This window comes from Rubidibacter lacunae KORDI 51-2 (genome assembly GCF_000473895.1).
GTDB classification, from domain to species: domain Bacteria; phylum Cyanobacteriota; class Cyanobacteriia; order Cyanobacteriales; family Rubidibacteraceae; genus Rubidibacter; species Rubidibacter lacunae.
On the sequence record NZ_ASSJ01000049.1, the window covers coordinates 16102 to 38211 of the forward strand.

Here is a 22110-nt window from a genome sequence, read left to right on the forward strand (position 1 = left end):
CGGGCTAGCTCGGAAATCCAAAAGAAGCAAAAAATGCAAAGTTCTCTGCAAGCAATGACAGACGTCGCCATACGAAATCATCATAAAGTCCTGGTGTAACCTCGGTATCACATCGAACACTCACCGATATTCGAAATGGTCCTGCTGCGTCACCAACATTGGTGGTGATTTCTTTATGATTATTATCCTTGCCCGTGAATTGTTCACGAGCCAGAATTCGTTCGACAAAATGGTATTGTTTTTCTGGATCGGGTTCGTAGATCGTGACAGTAATCTCATGCCCGGGAAATCCTTCGAATGTCTGTAACCCTTGCGTGTCTAGCACGATTCGAAACGACTTAGCATCAGTATTGGAGGGATCGAGGCGTTGAACGGTTAGCGGTAGTTCGACCGTGAGACCGCTATACGAAGCATCACCGTATATGCCGGGCTCATCTCCAAGATGAATTCGACCCTGCCACACGAGTTCTTGTTGAGGGTTAACTGCCATGAATGCTCCTAGAAATTATTGTGTGAGTACCTAACGTCCAGAAGGTGAGCCGCAGCAGGGGCAGAAGGCCGAGAGGATTGAGTTCCGACTGTCGGCTCCGGCGCCGAGTTAGGTTCGCAGTGGCTCGTTTGCTGGAAGAATAACCGATCGCTTCCCAACAAGCCAACCTCTGAAATAACTCTTCAATTGAGGCTGAAACAGAGAAGAACGGGCGAAAGCCTAACGTTCTTGCCGGTCAGCGGTCGGCCGAAGGCCGATCCGTCTGCAGCGGCGTGTGAGGCATGTTCTCGTTGATCCTGTGAACGCTCCATTGGCCATCGGAGAGTATTACGCGTGCGGGGCTAGAAGTAGAGGCTCTCATCGGTCCACCAACGAAGCATGAGGTGCGGGAAGTACCGCTCGGCTGCGGTCAAGAACCGCTCGAGGTTCCAGCCGACTTCCGTCTTCGGGCTCGACACTGCGAGAAGCAGCTCCGGCGTGTACCGGGCGACACTTCCAAGAATGAACATGGCAAGGTAATAGAATGACTCTCGTGGCATGCTGCCGATGCTGCCCCTGAGGCGGGGGGCGAACCAAATAGGGTCCCAGCCGTACGACATGTTGTCCCACATGGTGTCTTTACAGAAGTTAGCCACGGCACGATCTGTACCGTCGAGCTTCACCGTAAGGGCAGGACTGTCATCAGCTAGCTCGCACCGGTCCGCCAGCTTTGGGAACAGGTTCCGCCACTCTTGCCTGAACTATTCTACCTCATCCTCAGGAACGGATAGGTGAACGCGGGTATCGCCGTTACTCTTGGCTTCAATCCGTGCCGGATACACGTTCCGCGACTCTGTTGTAGGTCCTCCCGATAGCAGTTCCGGTATGTACGAAAGGCAGTCAGAAAGCGTGATTGGCTTTTGTAAGGTGGAGGTCGCGCCAACTGCGGTCAGGTACTCGCGAAACGTGCCGGCTCGCTGCAATCGCGCTGCCGTTGAGAGCAGATCAGGTGCCTCGACCAGCGCGAGCCCATGCCCAGGGGTTGACCTTATCTCTGGTACCAGAGCCATGAAGCCGCGAAGGAGGTTTAGGAAGGAGTAGTAGAGCGTGAGAGGGGCGGTGACGAGAGTGCCGCTTGCGGCACTGCGCCGAAACTCCACTGCCTGCCGGATTCGGACCGCAGCATAGGCGCGATTGCAATCCCAGTCGGCTGTCTTGAAGGGAGTGAGCGTGGCGAGGTAATCCGGCAGACTCGCACGCTCAATCTGGCTCCACACCGCCTCGAGTGAATTCTCAGTCTTGAGGCGTGGGCCACGCTGGAAGGAGCCAAGCAGAGGAAGTCTGAGTATTCCCATCTCAGTTGCCTAACTCTAATTAGGACTCGTTTTGCAACTTAAATCTATGCAGAACGAGTATCTCCAGAATCGCTGATAGCCTCCCTTCAAAGCAAAAAACATACACATATCTTGATGTCATTTCTACATGGTGCAGATTTGGATCGGATGACTTAAACTTCGCGGCAAGCCCCAGAGTTACACGATGACTACGCCGCGCAGGCGCTGCTCGATCGCGTAGTTCTGGCGCGATCGCACCGGGAAATATTCCGCCCTAGGAGTGTCGCAGACGCTTAGACGCATACTGTCTGGCTAAGCTTCAGTAACGTACTCAGCATTGCACCCAGCGGAGACACGTCAAGTGGTGAAACGTGGGATGAAGAAGTAGCAAGGGCAAGCAACGGTCCGCCACAGCCTCCCCCGCTGTCGTGCGCCTGCGCGCTAGCGTTCTCTGGGTCGCTCGCAAAGCTGCGCTCCTGGCTGACCCCTCCCGTCGTCCTCTCCCCGAGGGGTCAGCCAATCAATACCTATACATCTATGACGATCGTCTACCTCAGTTTGTGAACGATCGCTTGCCAGTTTTCTTAGGGGAAATCCTAAGCACCTGTGATCGCCTGGTAGTTGGCAAAGAGCCCGAGCGATCGCGCCGTGCAAGTAGCCCCGCCCGCTTTCCCCCACACTCGTCGTTCGCTGTGTGCGGTTCGGCGATCGATTGCTCATTCGTCGGCGGGGGTCGCCGTTGGACCGTCGCGCGCAGGTCGCTCCTCTCCCCCCGCACTCCTCACTCGCGGTCGGTGGGCAGCCGCAGCCCGGCGCGATCGCTGCTGTCTCGGCGGTCGTCGCTACGCCCAAAAGTGCGGAAAATAGCACACATTCGTGTGCTTTTTTTGTTTCCTGGGGGCTCCGCTCCTAGTGGTACAAAAAGACGGGAATGGGGGGAGGTCGGAGGGCAGGGTAGCACGCACGGATGTCCATTTTTTCACCTCATGCAAATCGTTAAGATCTTTTCACAGCAAGGGTTTCAGCTTCTAATTCCTATTACTTAATGGTACAATAGTATTATTAATTTAAAGGGGTTTTGTTGTGGTTGCCTCTGTCGTTTCTCGCTTCTCCGTTGTTGGTTTCTCCGGTTCCCGCCGTCTGCCGTCTGGCGCGCGTTGCGCGCTGTCGGCGGCTGCCGCCGCCGTCGCGCCGGATGCGCGGGTGCTGGTCGGCTGCGCGGCAGGCGTGGATGCGTTCTTCCGGGCGCGGTTCCCAGCAGCGGAGGTCTTCGAGGTTGCCTCCGGTTGCTGGGGTCGTGGGCGCGGTGCGTTTGCGGCCCGGTCGGTGGCGGTCGTCCGGGCGGTGGCGGCTGGTGGCGGTCTTTGGGTCTCGTTCCCCGCGTCGGCGTGCCCGGCCGGTCTGCTGCCGTCGGCGGCGTCGCGGCGGTGTTTCTGTGGTGCTGGCTCGGGCACCTGGGCGTCGCTGGCGTTTGCTCTCGGGTCCGGTGTTCCGGCGCTGGTGTTTCTCGGGTCGCTGCCGGTGCCCGCCGGTTGGGGGCTGTCGCCCGTGCCCGGTTGCCCTGGCTGGGTTGGCTCGCCGGCGGCCGTCGGTGCCGCGCCGGTGGCTGCCCAGCTCGGGCTGTTCGGTTAGGCTTCCTCGGTTTCTTCTCCCGTGCCCCCGGCCCCTGGTTGGGGGTTGTCTTCCAGCTCGAACTCCGCCGCGATCGCACGCCGCACGCGGTCGGGCCAGCCCTTCTCAGCTCGGACCACAGCTTTCCATGAGCGCGGGACCTTGATGTTGAGGTTCTCAGTCAGCGGCTCGCTGCGGTCGGTGGTGTAGTGATACTTGGCAAGCTCTGGGTTCCCGCCCGGTCTGCCGCTGTTGTGGGTTCCTGGCATTGTGTCCCTGCAATAGCGTCCCGCTCATTCTAGCGTGCCATCCCGTTAAAAAAACCTATCAACCTATTGATTATTACTGGATATCCTGTTAAAATAGTACATATAAACCAAGAGACGATCGCCCTATCCACCAAGAAGTTGCGATCACCCCACTCACTAGGAGCACTCCAATCATGGCACAGCTAATCGAAGTCGAAGCCGTTAGCAATCCGCGCCAGGTTTCTACCAAGCAGGGCGACCGCGTCGTGTTCGACGTTCTCACTCCCGATGGCGAGCGGAAAGCCATCTGGCGTCCGGGTGATGACCCGGTGGCACTTGCTATCCGCCTCAGCCAGCGCGTGCTCGTCGCGTCTCACGGCAGCGGCAACCTCACGCTTATCGACAAGCAGCCCCACAACGCCCCACCGCTGGCACCGCCTCAGATTGCTCCCGAGGACGAAGAGGCGATCGCTCGCGACTTCGATGCCTTTGGCTATTCCTCACCCGCTCCAGCTGTGGCCCCTCCCCAGCAGCTCGCTACGGCTGCGGCTGACGAGGACGCGCCCGCGCTGCCCGATGACTGGCGCGATCGCTACGAGTGGCACCCGGAACGCAAGCGCATGATGGCAGCCACAGTCGAGCAGGTCGCCAAGCTCTATCGCTTCGCTTGGGATACTGTCGGGCGCGAGATGGCGGGTATCGAACTGTCCGAAGAAAGCCACCGCGCGATCGCTACTACCTGCGTGCTGCAGGCGGTCAAGCAGTAATGCCGTAGGCGAACGCTAACGATTCGGGGGAGGGTCCGTGCCTCCCCACTCCGTCCGCTGCAAATTTTCGGAGTTTTTATCATGACCGCTACTCACGAGCCGCGATCGCACTGGTCCTATGGCTGCACGCTGCTAACCCGCGAGTTGGTGCGCGAGGACGACCATCTCGAACCCGCCGACGTGCAACACCTCGTTCGCACCTTCGACCGCCCGGTTGGTCGTACCGACATCGAAGCCCAGATCGCCCACTGGCTGCAGAACGGCTACTACCTGGCGTGCTTCTGGCTGCAGTCCGACGACGAACCGCCATTTTAGGAGAGAATCAAGCCGCAATTCCGCATCGAGCACATCGAGGTCGATCGCCTCACGGGCAAGGACCTGGGCGAAATCGAGTGCTACATCCTGGACGCGCCTAACGCTGCCGCCGCTTGGTAGCAAGCCTACAAGCGCTGTGGGCTGGACGAGGTAGTAGACGTGTACCCGCTATGGTCGCGATCTCGTCCATCCGCCAAATTTCAGCCGCCCACCAATTGACAGACTGCATTTCCCCTAAGAAAACACCGCCATTGCCAAACTATGACGACCCTAACTGCCTACGATCTAAACCGATTCACCGGCTCAGAGGTGCTTTACCGCCACTGGCTGCGGATGCGCTACACCGAGGGCGTGAAGTACCTAGCCGATCGCGCTGGCGCTCACTGGATCGTGGACGCGATCGCCAGTCACCAGCCGAACTTGCGCCGCGTTCCGTTCCAGCTCTGGGAGTTAGTCAAACAGGAGGGCGATCGCGCGGTGCTGACCTGTCGCGAGGACAGCGATCGCCCGCTGTTGGTGCGGCAGGAGATTGCCTACACTGACTTCCCGCTGGCGAGTACGAAGCTTTACTGCTGCAATGGCGTGTTGATGCTGCCAAGCGAGTACTAGCGCGATCGCCCGACCCTAGTAGCCTGTCACATGGCGGGCTGCATTTTCCCTTAGATATTGGGAGCCACCGACGGTCAAGTATGCCTTACATGCCGAGCTGGAGAGATGCGTTTGTAGGGGTACTCGCAGCGTTTGTCACTTCACTGTAAGTCTTCTTCTAATAGCTGAGCGATGTTCATAATCGACTTCAGAGTGCCAATCTTCAAGTCTCGGTTGCGATGCACGGGGACCGAGACAATCTTGCTTTCGCCGGACTTTTCGTAAATGTGGTGGCTGCCCGTTACCTTCTTGAGAACCCAGCCTCTCTTCTCCAGGATTTTGCACAGTTTTTTACCCGGAACTGACTTCATACAGCAATTTCGACAACTTCGGATTCCGCGTCTGGCTGTCGGCTTTGATTTGCCACCTCTAACCATCCCTCAACCGCATCCTTGAGGTTGTCAATCGTTTCGTCAATAGAATCCCCCTCGGTCACGCAGCCGGGCAGTGCCGGGACTTCTGCCCAGTAGCCCCCTTCTTCAGCAGAATGAATAATGGCTCTGATTTTCATCGTTTCCAATGTTAGATGTCGATCGAATGGTCGAATTCTAGCAAATCTGTGGGCAGCTTGCTTGTGCCATTTTAATATGCCGCTGTCGCTTACCTGAAGAGCTCTATTTTCGTCCTATATTGCTGTTCGATCTTTGGGATTTTGTGAATTGATTCGAGCATAGTTTAAGTACAATTTAGGAAGCGCTTACGCTCCAGTTTTTCATTGACTTCATGTGGAGATGAACGTATGTCCGAACTCGTACACCTGGATGCACAGCCGTTAGTGAATCGCAGCGATCGCACCCAGCAGCTCGTTGCATTCTGTCGCGCGCACATGAAGCGAGGCAGGGATTTTGGTGCGATCGCGGGAGGTCAGAGACCGATACTATTCAAGCCCGGTGCTGAAAAGCTCGTGCGTTTGTTCGGGCTGGCGACGCATTTCGAGATGTGCCACATGGTCGAGGACTTCACGGGCAAGGAAAACGGGGAACCGCTGTTTTACTACCGCTACCGCTGCACGCTGACGTGGAATGGGCAGGCGATCGCACAGTCTGAGGGAAGCTGCAACAGTTGGGAGAAGAAGTATCGCAATCGTCGCGATAAATTTGACCTGGTGAACACATTGCAGAAGATGGCGCAAAAGCGAGCGCTGGTGTCTGCAACGCTGCTGGCAACCGGAGCCTCAGAGCTTTTCGAGCAGTAAGTTCAGGCGTGACTTGTAGACCGCCCTGCATGAAACTTTGGCAATCGATGTGGGGAGGAAGTTTGAATGACAGCACTACCTGAACTTTTGTATGGCATTTAACTACTCGTCGCGCTTCCCGCATTGCAAATTGGAACCGGGCGCGTGCGGAACGATTGTGGATGTATGTCACTTAGATCGCTATAAAGAGGAGTGCGCCGACGTCGACGGAGTAAGAATTTTGACACCGACAGACTCCTGGGGCCCTCTGCAAACCCAACAATCGCGCGATCATGCCCCCCAATCCGTTGTCCGGGGAGCCGGAGATTGACTGGATGTCTGGTGATAGTCGCGGAACAACTAATGCTAGCAATGGGAAACTCAGGTAGATATCACGTCTGCGATCGTTGGTTGACAACAAAGGCTACCGTCAGTGGTCAGTGGGTCTGGCTGGCAATCGATCGCCAAACCCAAGAAATCATCGGTGCCCAGGCGGCTCGAGAGGTTTCGAGCGAGGTGAAGCGCTCTGATCGTGATACCCCCCGGTTAATCACAGAGTACCGGTATCTACATAGATTACTGGGAGACCGATTGGGGCGTACTAACCTCGAAACACGATCAGGTCGTCACCAAGCAAACTGGAAAAAAATAACGTCATCGGGCGCTTTAACTGCACCTCGCGTCGACGGCGCGCTCATGGCTAGTGTTGTTGAGTTTAGCTGTTCCACACGTATGCTCGATCGTATGGGCATTTTCAGGATTTTCATTCAAAACTACAAGGCATTATTAACTTTTTAGTACTACCCCATGACTTTCGTGGTTTCTGCTCGCCGACTTGGACGCGATCGTGGTTATCGATAAAAAAGAATCCTCTCATCACCAGTGAATTCTGGAAGCATTCCGCGAGAAAGCGCGAACGGCCTCTCATGCTGTTCCCAGGGTTCGCGTTTGTGCAAAAAATCTTTGCGCTCGATTTTGCGCGGCCCGGAACAGGGTAAAAGTGTAAAAGATTTAAGGGTTAGGTCCTAGGGGCAGAACGGGCAACGCGGAACCCTTGGTAGTCGAACCCGAAGTCGGGGACGATCCTGGTGCGAAACGCCGAGCGACAGTACCTCGGAGGGGTGAACCAAGAACCGCCGCGAGTAACACGTTTACGATTATCTGCAAGTAATTCTGACAGGCTTGATTCTATGATCTCGTAAACACCACTGTCTAGTTTTCCGTCCCAGACATGACCGCTTCCGGGGGCCCCTTGGTAATTCTTGTGCCACGGATCTGCGCACCACTCCCAGACATTCCCGTGCATGTCCGAGAGCCCGAAGTTATTGGCTGCATCGAAGTAACCGACCGATGTCGTTTCTCCTTGACGCTTACCGACTTCACCTTGTCCATAGACTTTTGTGGCATCGTAGTTAGCCACATCGGACGAGATTGTTTTTCCGAAGTGAAACGGAGTTGTTGTTCCCGCGCGGCAGGCGTACTCCCACTCTGCCTCGCTCGGCAAGCGATACACTACCCCCATTAATTGAGATAAGCGCGCGCAAAACTCGATTGCTTCGTACCACTTGACCTTTTCCACCGGGCGATCTTTCCCTTCGAACCCAGACGGATTGGAGTCTAGCTTTACAGCGATCTGCGGCACCCTTTCCACTACGAAACGCCACTGCGACTGGGTAACTGGGTAACGCCCGAGCAGAAAGGCTCGCACTTGGACTTCATGCTGCGGTCCTTCACCCATACTTCGCCCCGGTTCCTCTTCCGGAGAGCCCATCCAGAACTCTCCGCCAGACACCAGCATCATCTCTAGCCCGAGGCCGTTCGGATCCTCTACAAAGCGTAGAACCCGCTCCTTGCGGTAGCGAAAATCGAGTTTCGTTTGTGGTGTACCCATGCCGCAACCTCTAAAGGGGGGGGAGCGCTCAGATTATTCGGCATTGCCTACTAAGTTCGCCCGGCCCAGTTGGTTTTCGAATGCACTTGCATCGCCGGAGAGGTCAGGACTCTTCAAGTGCTCCCTACGGATTCACTATCCGCCAGCTCTGACAGCGAAGAGTGCTCCGGGCGGAACGGGCAACGCGGAACCCTTGGCTGACGTAACGGTTGACGGGGATGTCCCAGTTGCGATTTGCCGAGCGACAGCTCCTCGGATGGTTGTTCCAGCAACCCCCGCGAATAACGCGTGGACGCTCATCTGCGAGTAATTCCGGCAGGCTTGTTTCTAAGTTCTCGTAAACTCCGCTGTCGAGTTTTTTATCCCAGATACGACCGCTCTCAGGGGCACCCCGATAATTCTTATGCCACGGGTCGGCGCACCACTCCCAGACATTACCGTGCATGTCACACAACCCAAAAGCATTTGGAGGAAGCTGCCCGACGTTAATAGTTTGACGAGAATCTTTTGGCTTCCGTTCTGTGGGCTCCTCAGCGTATGTAAAGTCAGTGTCGTAGGATGCTAAATCCCTCGTCAGCGTCTCGCCATATGCAAACGGTGACGATGTCCCAGCCCGACAGGCATATTCCCATTCTGCCTCGCTCGGCAACCGGTACTTGCAGCCAGTATGTCGAGAAAGGCGCGCGCAAAACTCGTTAATATCATACCATCTGACATTTTCCACAGGGCGATTGTCCCCCTTATAACGTGATGGGTCCGTACCAAGTTCCCAAGCGACCTGTTCGATTCGTGCAACAAATCGCCACTGTGCCTGTGTAATTGGAACCTTGCTTATAAAAAATGGCTCGACCCGGACAAGATGCTGGGGTTGCTCGTCGGAACCGCCATCTTCTTCCTCAGGCGAGCCCATAAGAAACTTTCCACCTGGAATCGCTACCATTTCTAAGCACTCCTCGCCCAGTGGCTCCTCGAAATAGCTTGCCTCAAGGGTCCGCGATCGTGCCACTACCCCACGTCGATCCACCGTCGGCGTCACAAACTCGAAAACCTTCAGTTCGAAAGATTCGGGCTCCTCCTGCCCCAGCTCTCGGCGTATCTCTCGCGCTCTGCGTCGGAACTCTTCTGAACGTTCGCGTTTTCCCAGCAATTGGTAACATTGGTCTAGCATCTCTAATGCATCGGCTTCACCACCGCGATCGTCCAGATTTTCATACAGCGCCAAAGCATCCTGCAGCACAGCGATCGCCCGCTGTAGGTCTACAAGCTCGTAATAAATGTGTCCCAAGCGAGAGTAATTTAACGCTATGCCAGTGCGGTCGTTAATCTCCTGAGCAATTCCAATTGCCTGTTGGCATAACTCAATAGCCCGGTCCCGATTGCCCAATGCAAAGAAACACTCACCCAGCAGACCTAAAGCCTGGCTCTCCTCAAGCCGAATCCTCTCAGCTTGAAAAATCGCGATTGATTCTTCAAGCAGGTTCCTTGCCTGCTCTATATTCGTCAACTGGACATAAGCGTGTCCCAGACCATGCAATGCATGAGCTATAAGTGGCCGCAGCCTATCCTCACGAGCAATTTCCAGCGCATGCTCCAGCGTCTTAATTGCTTGAATAGCTTGCTCTTGCACCCCAGTCGCCACAAAGCAATGACCTAAACCAATCAGAGTCAGCGCCTCTCTGGGCCGATCTTCGATCTCATTGCTGATGGCCAAAGAAGCCCGATAGTTAGCGATCGCTACGTCGTAATTTCCACGTAAGTATGCGCACTTCGCCAATCCATTCAACGCACTTGCTTCCACGCTCCGCCGACCTGTTTCTCGTGCTGCTAGAAGAGACTCCTCGTATAAAGACGCCGCCTTATCAAGTTCCCCGACCTCGACATGGCAAATTCCCAATTCGCCCAGCGAGATCGCCTCTCCCACCCGGTCTCCAAGCTCTCGATGCAGTTCGACAGCCCAAACTAGGAAGGTCGTCGCCTGCCCCCAATCATAGAGCCGCGCGTAGCACTTTCCTAGAGAACCCAAGGCTTTCGCCCGAACGTCTGAGGCCGCTATCTGCTCCGAGACCTCCATACAATCGAAGAAGGTCTGAATTGCTCGCTCGACCTCTCCAGAGTCCAAATAGGTATTGCCCAACTCGCCCAGGGTCAGTGCCTCTGTGTCACGATTGCCCTTGGCTCTCGCCTCAGCAAGTAGCCGTTCGAGTTCTTTAGAGGGGGGTGCGACTTCCTCGATAGCGATCGTCACCACCCGCACAGAGATCTCCTCCATCCCCCCTCCTCTCCCCAGGTCCCATACTTTTAGGGTGCCGTCGTCCGAGCCTGAAACCGCTAGCCGCCCGTCTGGGGTCACTGCTACTGTCCTGACTGCAGACTCATGCCCAGAGAAGGTTTGCAGCTCCCTTTCACTCATCAAGTCCCACACTCGCAGGGTGCTGTCCTCCGATCCCGAGACCGCTCGCTGCCCGTCTGGGGTCACCGCTACTGCCCTGACTGCAGACTCATGCCCAGAGAGGGTTTGCAACTCCCTTTTACTCCCCAAGTCCCACACTCGCAGGGTGCTGTCCTCCGATCCCGAGACTGCTCGCTGCCCGTCTGGAGTCACTGCTACTGCCCAAACTCCAGACTCGTGCCCAGAGAGAGTTTGCAGCTCACTTCCACTCCTCAAGTCCCACACTCGCAGGGTGCTGTCCTCCGATGCCGAGACCGCCCGCTGCCCGTCTAGGGTCACCACCACCGCATTGACTGCAGCATCATGCCCAGAGAGGGTTTGCAGCTCACTTCCACTCCTCAAGTCCCACACTCGCAGGGTGCTGTCCTCCGATGCCGAGACCGCCCGCTGCCCGTCTAAAGTCACCGCTACTGCCCAAACTGAACCCGTATTGTGCTCGATGAGGGTCTGCAGCTCCCGTCCACTCTCCAAGTTCCATATTTTCAGGGTGCAGTCAAATGAGCCCGAGACGACCCGCTGCCCGTCTGGAGTCACCACCACCGCATTAACTGCAGCATCATGCCCAGTAAGGGTCAGCAACTCTCGTCCGCTCTCCAGGTCCCATACTTTCAGAGTTCGGTCGTTTGAGGTCGAGACCACCCGCTGCCCGTCTGGAGTCACCACCACCGCATTGACTGCAGAGTCATGCCCGGAGAAAGTCCGCAGCAGAGGATCCCTTAAGCGCGGGAGACCGAAGTGCTTCTCTCCGCGCACCTGTCCTACCAACAGCTCCAACCCCGCTGACAGCAACGCATCCTCCCGCACGTCCACAAACAGCGCCGCTTGCTCCCGTACTTCTACATCAGGCGATCGCAACGCAGCCTCAACCTGCTGCCGCAACTTTTTAGCACTCTCCCCCGACCGAATATACCCCAACGCCGTCCAGCGCGGCATCGGTCCAAGCTCCCGCTCTGCACGCCGGTTTTTCGGCAGTTGTGCTGCGATGTAATCTTCCATGAACTCGGCCAACCGCCAGAGCCTCTCCTCCCCAAAGCGATCGTCCGACAGTAAATGCGCGATCGCCCGTTGACGCACCGCCTCGCTCATCTCGTAGAGCCCGTCCCCTACCACCTTGCACAGCGGCGACAGCAATAAGTCCGCGATCGCGACCCACGGAGCCTCCCGCACAAAATTCTCTCTCAGGCAATAAGCTAGCTCCGGCGTTACTGCCAGCGGTAATGCCGTATGCGCAGCCAAGTCCCAGTAGCTGCGCCCGTAGCGCCGCACAAACGCCGTCACCCTCCGCTGCGCCGACTTCTCCTCCCACTCCTGTGCCTCTGCCGAAACTGCCATGACCATTGCCTTACCCCCGCACCCACTCCAGCGCCGCCATCAACCCATCTTCGCTCAGCTCGAACATCCTCGCGCCCATCACTTCCTCCAGCACCTGCGCGATCGCCTCCGCCGTCGTTCCAGTCCAGCGCCGGCGAGGCATCGGATTCAACCACGCCACTCCCCACGTCCGCAGGCGCAAGCTCTGCAAAAATGTCCGCGTCGTGTCTACACGCCCTGGACTGTAACCGCCCCGTGCTGCCCCCGCATCGCTCAGCACCACCACCACCGAGCACCGCCGACCCAACCGCAGCGCCTCCAACGGCACCTCGTCCGTCCCCTTAGGCTTCTCGTACACCACCTCGCGCGGGCAATTGCGGAAATAGTAGAGCCGAACTTGCTCGAACTGCTGCCGCTCCACAGTCTCTACCAACCGGTCCGCCACAGTTCGAAACGGCATCATCGACCCCTCGCGATCCTCCAAAAACACCAGCTCCAAACGATTCTCCCGCTGTGGCAGATAGGGCAACTCGAAACAGCAGCGCTCTCTCGCCACTGCCTGCACCGCCTTCACAACATCTATTTCTTCCGACCTTCCTGCCCTTGCCACCCGCCGCAACTTACGCCACCGATACCGAGCCGGTCGCAACTCGAACGGAAACTCACTCGGCACCAACACGAACCCGTGCTGCGATTCCGTCAATCCCAGCGGTGGGTCTGGGAGCCCTCGGTACGCCGCTGCTACTCGCGCCGGAGCTTGCTTCGGAGAAGGGGATGCTCGCGTTCCGCGTTTAGGAGCCTTCGGCAACGGCCCGATTGGCGGCAAGTCCCCTTTCTCCCCGAACTCACTAGAATCCCTTTTACCTGAGCGAACTGAAGCCCCCTCCTGCGGCAACCGTGCTAGATATGCTGAAAACTCCCGGTCAAAAAGGGCTCCATCTGCAGGTGTCTTTGCCCACAGTAACCGGCAAACCTCGCGCAGGTCATCGTAATTCTCCCCTCCTGCACAGCCGAACCCCAACTCCAGCGCCTCCAGCAACGCTACATACTGATCCGGCCGCAACCCTAAAGGCTCGCGCACCTGTAAAAACAACTCATACAACGGCAGCAGTAAGGAGTCCATCACGACCCCTCCGCCCGCTCCGGCTGCTTCCAGACGCGCTCCACATCCGCTTTCGTTTTCAGCAACACTCCAAGCTGCGCCTTATCGCCTAGCAACGCTTCAACTTCTTTGCTCGCGTCCTTCGGAGACTTCCCCGTCAACACCCGCAGCCAATCGAGTAGCTCGCTCGTTCCCGCCTTCTTTCCAAAGTTTCCCCGGCTTCCCTGCTGCCGAACCTCCAGAAACGTCGCGATTGCCTTATCGAATAACTTGTCGAGCCGGTGATCCGGAAAATGTAAAAGTGCAATTTGCTTCAGCCGCTCCTCATCAGGAAATGCTAAATAGTAAAAAATACAGCGGCGTAAAAATGCCTCCGGTAGCTCCTGCTCGCTGTTGCTCGTCACAAACACGATCGGTGGTAGCTTTGCCTTCACAGTCTTCTGTGTCTCTGCGATCGCAAACTGTTGCTCTTCCAGCTCTGATAATAAATCGTTTGGAAAGTCAATCGACGCCTTGTCAATTTCGTCGATTAGCACCACGGGTCGGTATGTCTCAGTCTCATAAGCTCGACCCAATGCCCCCATCGCGATATAGCTCATCGGATCTCTCAGATCGGCAACCAGCTCGCTGTATTTATCTTGGCCCAAAACTTCTTTATTTCCCAACAACTGAACGTCTCTCAGTTTTCCGAGCGCGTCGAACGTGTACCGTCCCTCCTGCGCTACTGTGGTCGACTTGATATTCCACTGAAAAAACGGCCAGTCAGCCCCGTTGCCCGTTGCCCGCACCCCAAACTCGTAGGCTACTGCCCGCGCCAGCAGCGTCTTCCCGCATCCCGGCTCCCCCTGCAGCAGCAGTGGCCGTTCCAGCGCGATCGCCAAATTCACTGCCTTTTCCAACCCTGGCTCCGGCGAGTAAGGAAACACCCGCCGCCTGTTCTCCTTTTCCTCGCGTTTCGGCTGAAACTCTTTCTTCCCCGAATAACGAGGATAGTTCTTGTCAAATATTTCGTTAAACGCTGCCATAGCCCCTCCTAAATAACAAATTTCTCTTCAATAAGTGACCAGTCAAAGCCACAATGCTCGCAGATCGTCTCCAGCACGCTCTGAGGTTCCATTGCATCCACACGCCTTGCTAGCTCGTCCCCGAAGTATTGCACCGTCAACTCTTTCTCCAAAAAAGCCCTCAATGTCTCCTCGCGTTGTTGCACCCACCTCCGCAAGCTTCTTCCGTCGAAGCCTTCTAGCAGAACGGCAGCCACCTGCTCGGGGCGCTCGCGTTCCCCCATCCTCGTGTGTGGGAGCGGACAACCCTTCCCACGTCCCTCAGCAATCATAAACAGCACCAGCGGGACATGCGAGGTCTCCTCCCCAACCCGAGCGGCCAGTGGTTTCCAAAGCTGCTCGATAATTTGCAATTGGCAATCCGGTTTCAAACGTTCGACACCTAGCAGCGAGACGGCAACGGCCTTCCCCTTCTTCCAGTCCGCGAATAGCCTGTCAACAATTGCCCCCGCATTTCCTTCCGTTCCGAGTTGGTCGCCCAGGCGTTGGCAAACCTCAGAAACCGTCCAGGTAGACTTAACGTGTAAGGAGGGCTTTTGCGCCGTCGAATCTGAGACCAAGTCCTGCCACAGGCGGTTAACCAACCACCTTTGCCCGCCACCCGCCCGACCGCCAATCCAGAAAGCCCCCACCGGCTGGTCGGTACGGAAGAACTTGGCAAAATCTTCACTTTCGCGATCGAAGTTGAGCCTCCGCAGAGCCTCGACAAATCGATGAAGCTCCCGGCCGCTAATGTCAGGCTCTTTCTCGCGGGAAACTGAGGAGTCCCCAACTCTGCGGACAAGATAAAGCTCCAAACCATTGTGCACCAGCAGCACCGGCGTTTGCCCGCTCCCGTAAAGCTTACCGTATACCTGGTCGGCGACAGCAAAAAGCGATAGTCGGCCAAGCTTGTCAAAGTCACCCGATTTCAGAACATCGAGCAGTGCCTTAGTAAAAATACCGTGATTGGAAAGCAGGTCGTTAATCGCCATTTCCTTTTCTCGGCAAGCAGCAAAAATTGCATATCCTCGGGTTGTTCTAAACTCAGGAAAATGATCTGTCAGATGTTCTCCGCCCCACCGCTCCTCTGCTAAAGCTCCAGCATGGCAGCAATCAAAAAGCAATACTAAACTGCCCATTTTCTTGCGAAAAACAGCTTTTTTCAGGTCATCAAATGTGATGGCCTTGCTGCCATTTCGCTTGCTGTCAGAGGTTGCGAGGTAGCACTGGAAATTCCCCCATTCATTACCGACTCGCAGCCCGTGACCGGCAAAGTAGATTAGAACGCTGTCTCCCTCCTTTCGCGCGTTCATGAACTTTCGGATAGCTTTGCCAAGTTCGTCAAACTCAACCCTTTTTTCTGTATCGACTTCAAATGGTTGTTGAGACTTATGAGGAATTAGCGTGACGGTGAAGTTTTTGCTGTCTCGGAGAGTCCGTGCCAACTCCTGCGCGTCAGCAGCAGCACTGGGAAGTCCTTGCAGATGGTCGTACGACGAGATTCCAATAATGAGGGCATAACGAGGAGCTTCGTACATGTTGCGTGTCAGAAGAAACCTGGGTGCTGGGCCGCCGCAAGTAAAATATGATATCTTACCCAGCAGCCAGAAACAATTTCTTTAAATGCGTGATTCCATGACTGATGAGTCAGCGATTAGACGATTTGTCTATACGGACGACCATGGCAATCAATACGAGATCTTTGTTGAAGCACGAGATGTAGGACTACCAGAGGCTAGCAAAGATTTGCTCGGTGACCAGCACGACGGTCGCGGCGACGACATCCCGGAAGTCAAAATGCAACGGGCAACGGACATGATTCGCGGCTATACCACCTATGCAGTCAGTGCATTCAAAGAGTTTAGTGCTGCTCGAGTTGAGGAAATCACCCTCAAGTTCGGGCTCAAAATCGGTGGTAAAGTGGGCATCCCCTATATCACCGAAGGCTCTGCCGAAAGCAACTTAGAGATCCAGGTCAAATGTACCTTTCCCGACGCGCATAGTGCCACCGAACCCGAAACAGTTGAAACAAGTTAGGAGTGCATTAGTCCAGCAACTGAATCTGGGTCAGGCATCCGTACCGCGATCCCTATAAAGTTCGGAAACAAATTGGAAGCTAGCCTTAGTGGTGGATGGGCGAGTTTGAGCTGAGATATATCGAGCATAAGCTTGTCACAAACGCACTTGTACCATGGGTGGGCGGCTAACACATACCTGGACCTGCCCACTTGCACGTTGGTCACAGTCTTGGTGAACGTCGTTACAGCGTTGATTACTAGTGTCTCAATCCGGATCTTAATGCTTTTAAGAAGGTGAGCGCGCGGCTATGAATGCACACTCGCCCTGGCTTTACACAGAACTGTATGAGTATTTCCATTGCCTATCTCGACCGGTGGAATAACCCGGACTCACAGCACTACTATTATTGGTTGTTTTGCGATGAGAGCCAGCGAGAGCGTATCAAGCTTGCTACTCGCAAATCAGCTCTCGCAGTTCAAGTCCTTAATTCTAAACCTGCAAACGAAAGCATCTACTCTTACCCTAAGGAATGGGGAGGGTTGTACTTACGCTCCGGCGCATAAACCCGGCTCTCGCAGTCGCAGGATCCTACCAGGGTGATCTTCTTTGCCGAAGAAGGTAAGGTTCAAACTCGAAAGGGCTCAGTTCGCCAGCGAGGAGCTGACCAGACGCATCTAGGCAGACTTCCTAGGAATGTATCGAGGCAAGACCATGGAACTTGAAATAGACGGCAAACACCTTCATGTGGGTGTCAACACGTGGCGTGGCTACGCCCGCGATCGCGTACTACTGCGCGACGGACTGCAAACCGCGTAGCTACCCCGCCGAGGAATGCTACCACCGCGCCGCCGACGCAGTCAGCGAGTTCCTGGGGCTGTTCTGGTAGGCGATAGCGCCGTAGAAACGCCCAATTGCTTCCAGCGACCTTTAACCCGCGCGCGGAGGTGCATTGCGGTCGCTGGAAGGCCTTTCCCGTCTTTCGCCCCGTCCAGCGACTCGACCCCGGACAGCAAGAGAGTTTGCGGCTCGCTGGACACCGCCATCGGACACATACGCGCGACTCAGTTCCGATCGTAGTCGGTACGGACCGCTCGCCAGCTGCGATCGCACACCAACACCCGACGTGCCTCCCGCTGCAGCTCCTCCAGACAGGTCTTCGCCCACCCATCTGCTGTCGTGTGGACGCTCAGGTGCCTCACGAGGTTGTGGTAAGTCTCCACCGGAATTTGCATCGTTTCCATCGTCTGACCCTGCATCTCGTTATTCCTCCATGTTGCGACCCATCCACACCACCTGTCCTAGCACCGCGAAGTCGATGCCCTCAGCTGTCAGGTCCACCACATAGGGCGGGTACACCGGGTTATCTGAAATCACCTGCAGCTTCCTTCCCGGCTGCAGCTCCAACCGCTTCACCAGCAGCAATCCTTCGACCCGGATGACGTAGATGCCCGGCGGCAATGGCTCTGCGACCGTATGCGAAACCAGCATTTGGTCGCCGTGCAGGAGGGTCGGAGTCATTGAGTCCCCGCGCACGTCAATCAGCGTCACGTCCGACGGAGAGACGTGCAGGTCCTGCCGAAGCCACTCCAGATCGATAGAAACCCACCGCGCCGGGGGCTCCCAGTCGGCAAACGCCCCCGGACCCGCCGATGCCGAGATGTCGTAGTGGCGGATCGAAATGCTTTTTCCGGGCGGACGGAGTGACCCCTTCCCGGTCATCAGCCAACCGGGGTCCACATCGTAGACTTCACAGATGCGCGCCGATACCTCGATATCCGGCAAGCGCTCCTCCTGCTCGTAGCGAATCAGCGTGCGCAGACCGACGCGGATGCTGCGAGCGAACTCCTGCTGAGTCAGTTCGCCGCGAATTTCCTCGATCCGCCGACCGATGCCAGCGCTGAGGGGTGGCTCCTGGGGCGATGACCTTGACATAGAACATGCGTACTAAAATGACTATATTGGCATCGTACGAGAAAGATTTTAAAAAGTCCAGAAAATGTGCCCAAACGGGCACTTTTTGAGTAGATCTTTTAAGAAAGTTCTTGTTATAGTTCTTTTGTACTTATCAAGAATTCAGCCGCAACGAAAATGGCTGAAAGTGAGGTGGCTCAGTGGGCGCGCTGGATAATATCTTGCGACAGATGCCGGATGAATTGGCATGGGTTGCAGTTGGAAGGAACAAGGCTCCCTATCTGAAGAATTGGTCGATTCATCCGCTTTCAAAACAAGAAGTTGTCTCGGAGATTGCGGCGGGAAGGTGTCATGCCATCGGCGTGCTATGCGGCACGCCATCGGGCGGGCTGCTCTTCGTGGATGTGGATGGAGCAAGTTGCGATCGCCTGGTGGAGAAACTCTCTGGACTCCCGCTCGCCGAAGCGCTGCCGAAGACGGTCGGGGTCACATCCGGCCGCCCGGGACGCTGCCAGTTGATTTATCGGGTGACACGGGAGCACTGGGACGCGATCGCCACCCGCAAGCTGAAGGCAGCGGTTCCGGGCGAAGGGTTGGAGCTGCGCTGGGACGGCTGCCAGTCGGTTGTCACCGGTCACCACCCGCAAACGGACGGCTACCGCTTCCTGCCGGGACAGAGCTTCGAGGAATGCGCGATCGCCCCCGCCCCTGGCTGGATGCTCCAACAGATGCAGCCGCAGACGTCATTAACGGCATCTTGGCAAGCGTTCGACCGCCAGTTTCGACTCCCCGTAAATGCTGCCGTCCCGCTGTATTGCTGCCTCAGCCGCGAGAACCGCCACCTCTTCGACGAGGGCGTGCCCCAAGGCTGCCGCGACAACTCCGGTGCCCGCCTCACTCGCGACCTGCTCGGCACGGCCGGCTACCTCGCCGGCATCGGACAGATGTTTGAGGGCGACCCGCGCCAGATGCTCGACACGTTCTGCCAGCGCTGCTCGCCCCCGCTGTCAGAACGCGATGGCGATCGCCTCTGGAAGTCAGCGGTCAAAGACAACCCCGGGCCCAGCCTCTCGCCCGAACAGATCGAGGGCTGCATCAAAGGCTGGCTCTGGCGGCAGCGTCAAGAGTCGGCAGGCAAACCGCCCGCGATCGCCCCGGACTCCCCCGCCGACTTCCAGTCCACCATGACAGCCGTCGGCAAGATCCTTCAAATCCCCAGCCGCGCGCGCCAAACTTGGGAACTCAACCAGCTCGCGCGCCGCCTCCGGCAGCCGCCCGATAGCTTGCGCGCCATGTTCTACGACTACCAGCACGAATCCCACGACTTCGCCCCCCGCGACGTCCACGACTTCCTTGCCAGCCGCACCGAAGAGCGCCAATGGCTCGTCGCCGGGTACATCAGCGCCGCCACCACCATCGTCCTCTACGCCGACGGCGGCACCGGCAAGACCCTCCTCGCTTACGACCTCATCAAGGCGATCGCCTCCGGTCGCCCCTGGAACGGCTTCCGCACCCAGCAGGTCAAATGCCTCCTCGTCCAAACCGACGAGCCCGAGATCGACACCCGCGAGCGCCTCGACATCGCCGGCTACGCCGAGGAAGTCAAACGGGGTTGGGTGGCGATCGAGCAGCACTGGCAGTTCTCCCAGATGCATCAACTGCGCCTCTGGATTACCCGCGAGCGCCCCGGCTTCGTCGTCATCGACTCCCTCACCAGCGCCAACCGCGCTGCAACAGCCGAAGAGAAAGACACCACCTACGCCAGCAGCCTTTACGACCTCGTCGACCTAGCGAACGATTTCGGCTGCACCTTCCTAGTGCTGCACCACGAGAACAAGGGCGGTGCCGTACGCGGTACGACAGCGATTCGCAATAACGTTTCCGAAGTCTGGCACCTGCGCCGCCCCAAACCCGCAGAGGTCAACCAGGGACTTGGACGCAACCATCGCATCCTGGACGTTGAGAAGTCGCGTTCGGGCTGCAGCGGCAACTACACGCTGGAGCTGAACGTGGAGGACTATTCCTGGAGCTACCAAGGCGAACATTCGGAATCCGTCCGCGACGAGCGTCCGCTCTCAGCGCGGCTGCTCGACTATCTGGAGCTGCATCATGGCATCCGCTACGAACCTCAGGAGCTGCTGGGGGTGGAAGATCTGGGCGGTGCTACGCGCGACACCATCCGCAAGAGTTTGGAGCGATTGCGCAAAAAAGGTCTGGTCGAAGCCGAACACCGACTGAAGGACAACGGCAACGGGCAGGGTGGCAAGACCCGCTACAAAGTCTACTTCGTGCCCGACGCGCGTATGTCTCCCAGGGCGGTGTCCAGCGAGCCCGAAACGCAGGCAGGGTCTAGCGTCGAGTCGCTGGACGGCTGTAACGGAGCGCAACCCCCCGTCCAGCGAGCGGAATCCCCCCCAGCAGAGGAAGCGCAGGTCGTTGGACGGCAAAAACGCGTCAACTCAAATTTGCAGGTGGGCGATCGCTGTCGCTACTGCGGGCCCTCGGGGTCAATAGCAGTGACCTGTCGGGGCAGGGCGCTGGAGGTACTGGCGATCGCCGATGGCAAAGCCCACGTAAAAGCCCCGAAGTGGGCGTATGCCTACGACATCCCCCTAGCCCACCTGCGCACAATCAAGCCCGCCTAAATCGAGACTCCGAATCATGAACGCGCATCAGACCGAGCGCACTGCACTGAGAGCGACCCGGGGCGCGAACGCCCTACCCTGCTCGGTGCAAGCCCCGCCAACCATGCGTTCGACGCCAGAGCCTTTTTAAAGGGATTGCCGAAACTCTCAGAGCAAGGCGATTCAAGCCTCACCTAAGGAAAACTGGATCCCTCATCCGTGCCATGTGCTCAGCACCCCCCACTACTGATGAACGACTTCTCCGCCAGCTCGACCTCTGCTCCGGCGTCGGGGCGGGCTTCCCCTTCGCCGCCCTCCAGTTCGGGAGCTTCCGCCTCGTCGGCTTTTGCGAGCGCGACCCCTACTGCCGCGACGTCCTCGCCAAACGTTACCCCGGCATACCCATCCACCTCGAGGTCGCAGATACCGACTGGCGATCGCTGCGCGGCAAGGTCGATCTCGTCACCGCCTCGCCTCCCTGCCAACCCTTCTCCGTCCAAGGCAAACGGCTCGGGCGCGACGACGAGCGCGACTGCTTCCCCACAATCCTCCGAGCGATCGCCGCACTCCAACCCGCCTACTTCGCCATCGAGAACGTCCCCGGACTGCTTCGCTGCCCTTTGCGACCCGGACAAACATCCGGCAGCTATTTTGCAGTGCTTGCAGAGGCAATCGCCCAGCTCGGCTACCGACTCGACCGCCCGCTCGTCGTCGGCAGCGGACACCTTGGCGCTCCCTTCCCTCGCCGAAGGCTATTGCTGGTTGCCTTCGCCTGCTGCCTTAAGCTGCCGTGGGACCGGGCGACCTCCTGGACAGACCAAGCTCGAAGCCACCTTGAGGGCGTCTGGCGTGCTGCAGCGCAACGAGGTCATCAACCCGGCTTTCCTGAGCACCTGCTACGGACTCCCGGAAAGCTTCCTCGACCCATCGGACTCCCGAGCCGCAGTCGAACTCTGCGCCATCAGCGCATGGCAGCCGGAAACCTACTGGACCCGCGCGTGGCTGCGATCGCCCTCCGGCGGGTCCAATACTGGCACGATCTCGCAGAAGAAACCCGCCAGCGGCAGCCTCTATAAGTTCCTGCAGCACAAGACGGATATAGCCGGACGGGTGCAGAGGGATCCCAGAATCGCCAGCGAACGGGACCGGAACCCCAAGGAACCAGACCACTGGTTCTAGGCATACTGCTGG

The 22110-nt window shown here is 57.3% G+C and carries 23 protein-coding genes and 1 pseudogene; 10 read left to right on the top strand and 14 right to left on the bottom strand.

Annotation, left to right across the window (positions count from 1 at the left end):
* Positions 1-4 precede the first annotated feature (4 nt).
* From KR51_RS08575 to KR51_RS08585, 3 genes are all read right to left on the bottom strand, one after another.
* A complete protein-coding gene (locus tag KR51_RS08575; RefSeq protein ID WP_022606840.1) occupies positions 5-490 on the bottom strand; it encodes a hypothetical protein in 486 nt (161 codons plus the stop codon).
* A gap of 341 nt (positions 491-831) precedes the next feature.
* A complete protein-coding gene (locus KR51_RS08580; protein WP_156915042.1) occupies positions 832-1101 on the bottom strand; it encodes a YaaC family protein in 270 nt (89 codons plus the stop codon).
* A gap of 129 nt (positions 1102-1230) precedes the next feature.
* Complete coding sequence (locus KR51_RS08585) at positions 1231-1746, bottom strand: YaaC family protein (protein ID WP_156915043.1); 516 nt, start codon at positions 1744-1746, stop codon at positions 1231-1233.
* 705 nt (positions 1747-2451) lie between these two features.
* Here KR51_RS08585 and KR51_RS19560 point away from each other — a divergent pair.
* On the top strand, positions 2452-2670 hold the full coding sequence (locus KR51_RS19560; RefSeq protein ID WP_156915044.1) for a hypothetical protein: 219 nt from the start codon (positions 2452-2454) through the stop codon (positions 2668-2670).
* A 200-nt stretch (positions 2671-2870) separates the two neighbouring features.
* Here KR51_RS19560 and KR51_RS19565 read toward each other — a convergent pair whose 3' ends face one another.
* Together KR51_RS19565 and KR51_RS08595 are read right to left on the bottom strand one after the other, a co-directional pair.
* Entirely contained in the window at positions 2871-3257 is a 387-nt protein-coding gene (locus KR51_RS19565) for a hypothetical protein (RefSeq protein WP_156915045.1), read from the bottom strand.
* Between the two features lie 174 nt (positions 3258-3431).
* On the bottom strand, positions 3432-3683 hold the full coding sequence (locus tag KR51_RS08595; protein WP_022606846.1) for a hypothetical protein: 252 nt from the start codon (positions 3681-3683) through the stop codon (positions 3432-3434).
* A 173-nt stretch (positions 3684-3856) separates the two neighbouring features.
* On the opposite strand from KR51_RS08595, the gene KR51_RS08600 reads away from it, so the two are divergent.
* The 3 genes from KR51_RS08600 to KR51_RS08610 all read left to right on the top strand — a co-directional run bounded on the left by KR51_RS08600 (position 3857) and on the right by KR51_RS08610 (position 5353).
* Complete coding sequence (locus KR51_RS08600; protein WP_022606847.1) at positions 3857-4429, top strand: hypothetical protein; 573 nt, start codon at positions 3857-3859, stop codon at positions 4427-4429.
* An 81-nt stretch (positions 4430-4510) separates the two neighbouring features.
* Complete coding sequence (locus KR51_RS08605) at positions 4511-4744, top strand: hypothetical protein (protein ID WP_022606848.1); 234 nt, start codon at positions 4511-4513, stop codon at positions 4742-4744.
* A 261-nt stretch (positions 4745-5005) separates the two neighbouring features.
* A complete protein-coding gene (locus KR51_RS08610) occupies positions 5006-5353 on the top strand; it encodes a DUF6876 family protein (protein ID WP_022606849.1) in 348 nt (115 codons plus the stop codon).
* A 140-nt stretch (positions 5354-5493) separates the two neighbouring features.
* Here KR51_RS08610 and KR51_RS08615 read toward each other — a convergent pair whose 3' ends face one another.
* Both KR51_RS08615 and KR51_RS08620 read right to left on the bottom strand, forming a co-directional pair.
* Positions 5494-5703, bottom strand: coding sequence for a type II toxin-antitoxin system HicA family toxin (locus tag KR51_RS08615; RefSeq protein ID WP_022606850.1), 210 nt, complete (start codon positions 5701-5703; stop codon positions 5494-5496).
* Positions 5700-5903, bottom strand: coding sequence for a type II toxin-antitoxin system HicB family antitoxin (locus KR51_RS08620; protein ID WP_022606851.1), 204 nt, complete (start codon positions 5901-5903; stop codon positions 5700-5702). Before KR51_RS08620 ends, KR51_RS08615 begins: the two co-directional genes overlap by 4 nt.
* 228 nt (positions 5904-6131) lie before the next feature.
* Between KR51_RS08620 and KR51_RS08625 the strand changes: the two genes are divergently transcribed.
* Entirely contained in the window at positions 6132-6587 is a 456-nt protein-coding gene (locus KR51_RS08625) for a hypothetical protein (RefSeq protein ID WP_022606852.1), read from the top strand.
* A 390-nt stretch (positions 6588-6977) separates the two neighbouring features.
* Positions 6978-7364: a hypothetical protein gene (locus KR51_RS20635; protein ID WP_040655692.1), complete on the top strand. Its 387-nt coding sequence runs from the start codon at positions 6978-6980 to the stop codon at positions 7362-7364.
* Between the two features lie 220 nt (positions 7365-7584).
* Here the strand turns inward: KR51_RS20635 and KR51_RS08635 are convergent, their stop codons facing one another.
* The 5 genes from KR51_RS08635 to KR51_RS08655 all read right to left on the bottom strand — a co-directional run bounded on the left by KR51_RS08635 (position 7585) and on the right by KR51_RS08655 (position 15903).
* Positions 7585-8457 carry a formylglycine-generating enzyme family protein gene (locus KR51_RS08635; protein ID WP_022606857.1) on the bottom strand — a complete coding sequence of 291 codons (873 nt, stop codon included), beginning with the start codon at positions 8455-8457 and terminating at the stop codon, positions 7585-7587.
* Positions 8458-8581: 124 nt separating this feature from the next.
* Positions 8582-12238, bottom strand: coding sequence for an SUMF1/EgtB/PvdO family nonheme iron enzyme (locus KR51_RS20205; RefSeq protein ID WP_022606859.1), 3657 nt, complete (start codon positions 12236-12238; stop codon positions 8582-8584).
* Positions 12239-12248: 10 nt separating this feature from the next.
* Positions 12249-13343, bottom strand: a complete 1095-nt coding sequence (locus KR51_RS08645; protein ID WP_156915046.1) for a hypothetical protein — start codon at positions 13341-13343, stop codon at positions 12249-12251.
* Positions 13340-14344, bottom strand: coding sequence for an AAA family ATPase (locus KR51_RS08650; RefSeq protein WP_022606863.1), 1005 nt, complete (start codon positions 14342-14344; stop codon positions 13340-13342). The genes KR51_RS08645 and KR51_RS08650 overlap by 4 nt, the downstream gene beginning before the upstream one ends.
* A gap of 8 nt (positions 14345-14352) precedes the next feature.
* The gene (locus KR51_RS08655) at positions 14353-15903 is read right to left on the bottom strand and encodes a caspase family protein (protein ID WP_022606866.1); all 1551 of its coding nucleotides are present in this window, start codon (positions 15901-15903) and stop codon (positions 14353-14355) included.
* Between the two features lie 97 nt (positions 15904-16000).
* Here KR51_RS08655 and KR51_RS08660 point away from each other — a divergent pair, with 97 nt between their 5' ends.
* The gene (locus KR51_RS08660; RefSeq protein WP_022606867.1) at positions 16001-16402 is read left to right on the top strand and encodes a CU044_2847 family protein; all 402 of its coding nucleotides are present in this window, start codon (positions 16001-16003) and stop codon (positions 16400-16402) included.
* A gap of 1043 nt (positions 16403-17445) precedes the next feature.
* Here KR51_RS08660 and KR51_RS08665 read toward each other — a convergent pair.
* Positions 17446-17640, bottom strand: a complete 195-nt coding sequence (locus KR51_RS08665; protein ID WP_022606873.1) for a hypothetical protein — start codon at positions 17638-17640, stop codon at positions 17446-17448.
* Positions 17641-17644: 4 nt separating this feature from the next.
* Positions 17645-18316 (bottom strand): XRE family transcriptional regulator, encoded by a 672-nt coding sequence (locus tag KR51_RS08670; RefSeq protein ID WP_022606875.1) that lies wholly within the window; start codon positions 18314-18316, stop codon positions 17645-17647.
* Positions 18317-18495: 179 nt separating this feature from the next.
* Between KR51_RS08670 and KR51_RS08675 the strand changes: the two genes are divergently transcribed.
* From KR51_RS08675 to KR51_RS20645, 3 genes and pseudogenes are all read left to right on the top strand, one after another.
* A complete protein-coding gene (locus KR51_RS08675; RefSeq protein WP_022606877.1) occupies positions 18496-20940 on the top strand; it encodes an AAA family ATPase in 2445 nt (814 codons plus the stop codon).
* Positions 20941-21143: 203 nt separating this feature from the next.
* Positions 21144-21632: pseudogene (locus KR51_RS21260) on the top strand (DNA cytosine methyltransferase); the annotation flags it as partial.
* Between the two features lie 13 nt (positions 21633-21645).
* Positions 21646-22098, top strand: coding sequence for a hypothetical protein (locus KR51_RS20645; protein WP_232214574.1), 453 nt, complete (start codon positions 21646-21648; stop codon positions 22096-22098).
* Positions 22099-22110 lie beyond the last annotated feature (12 nt).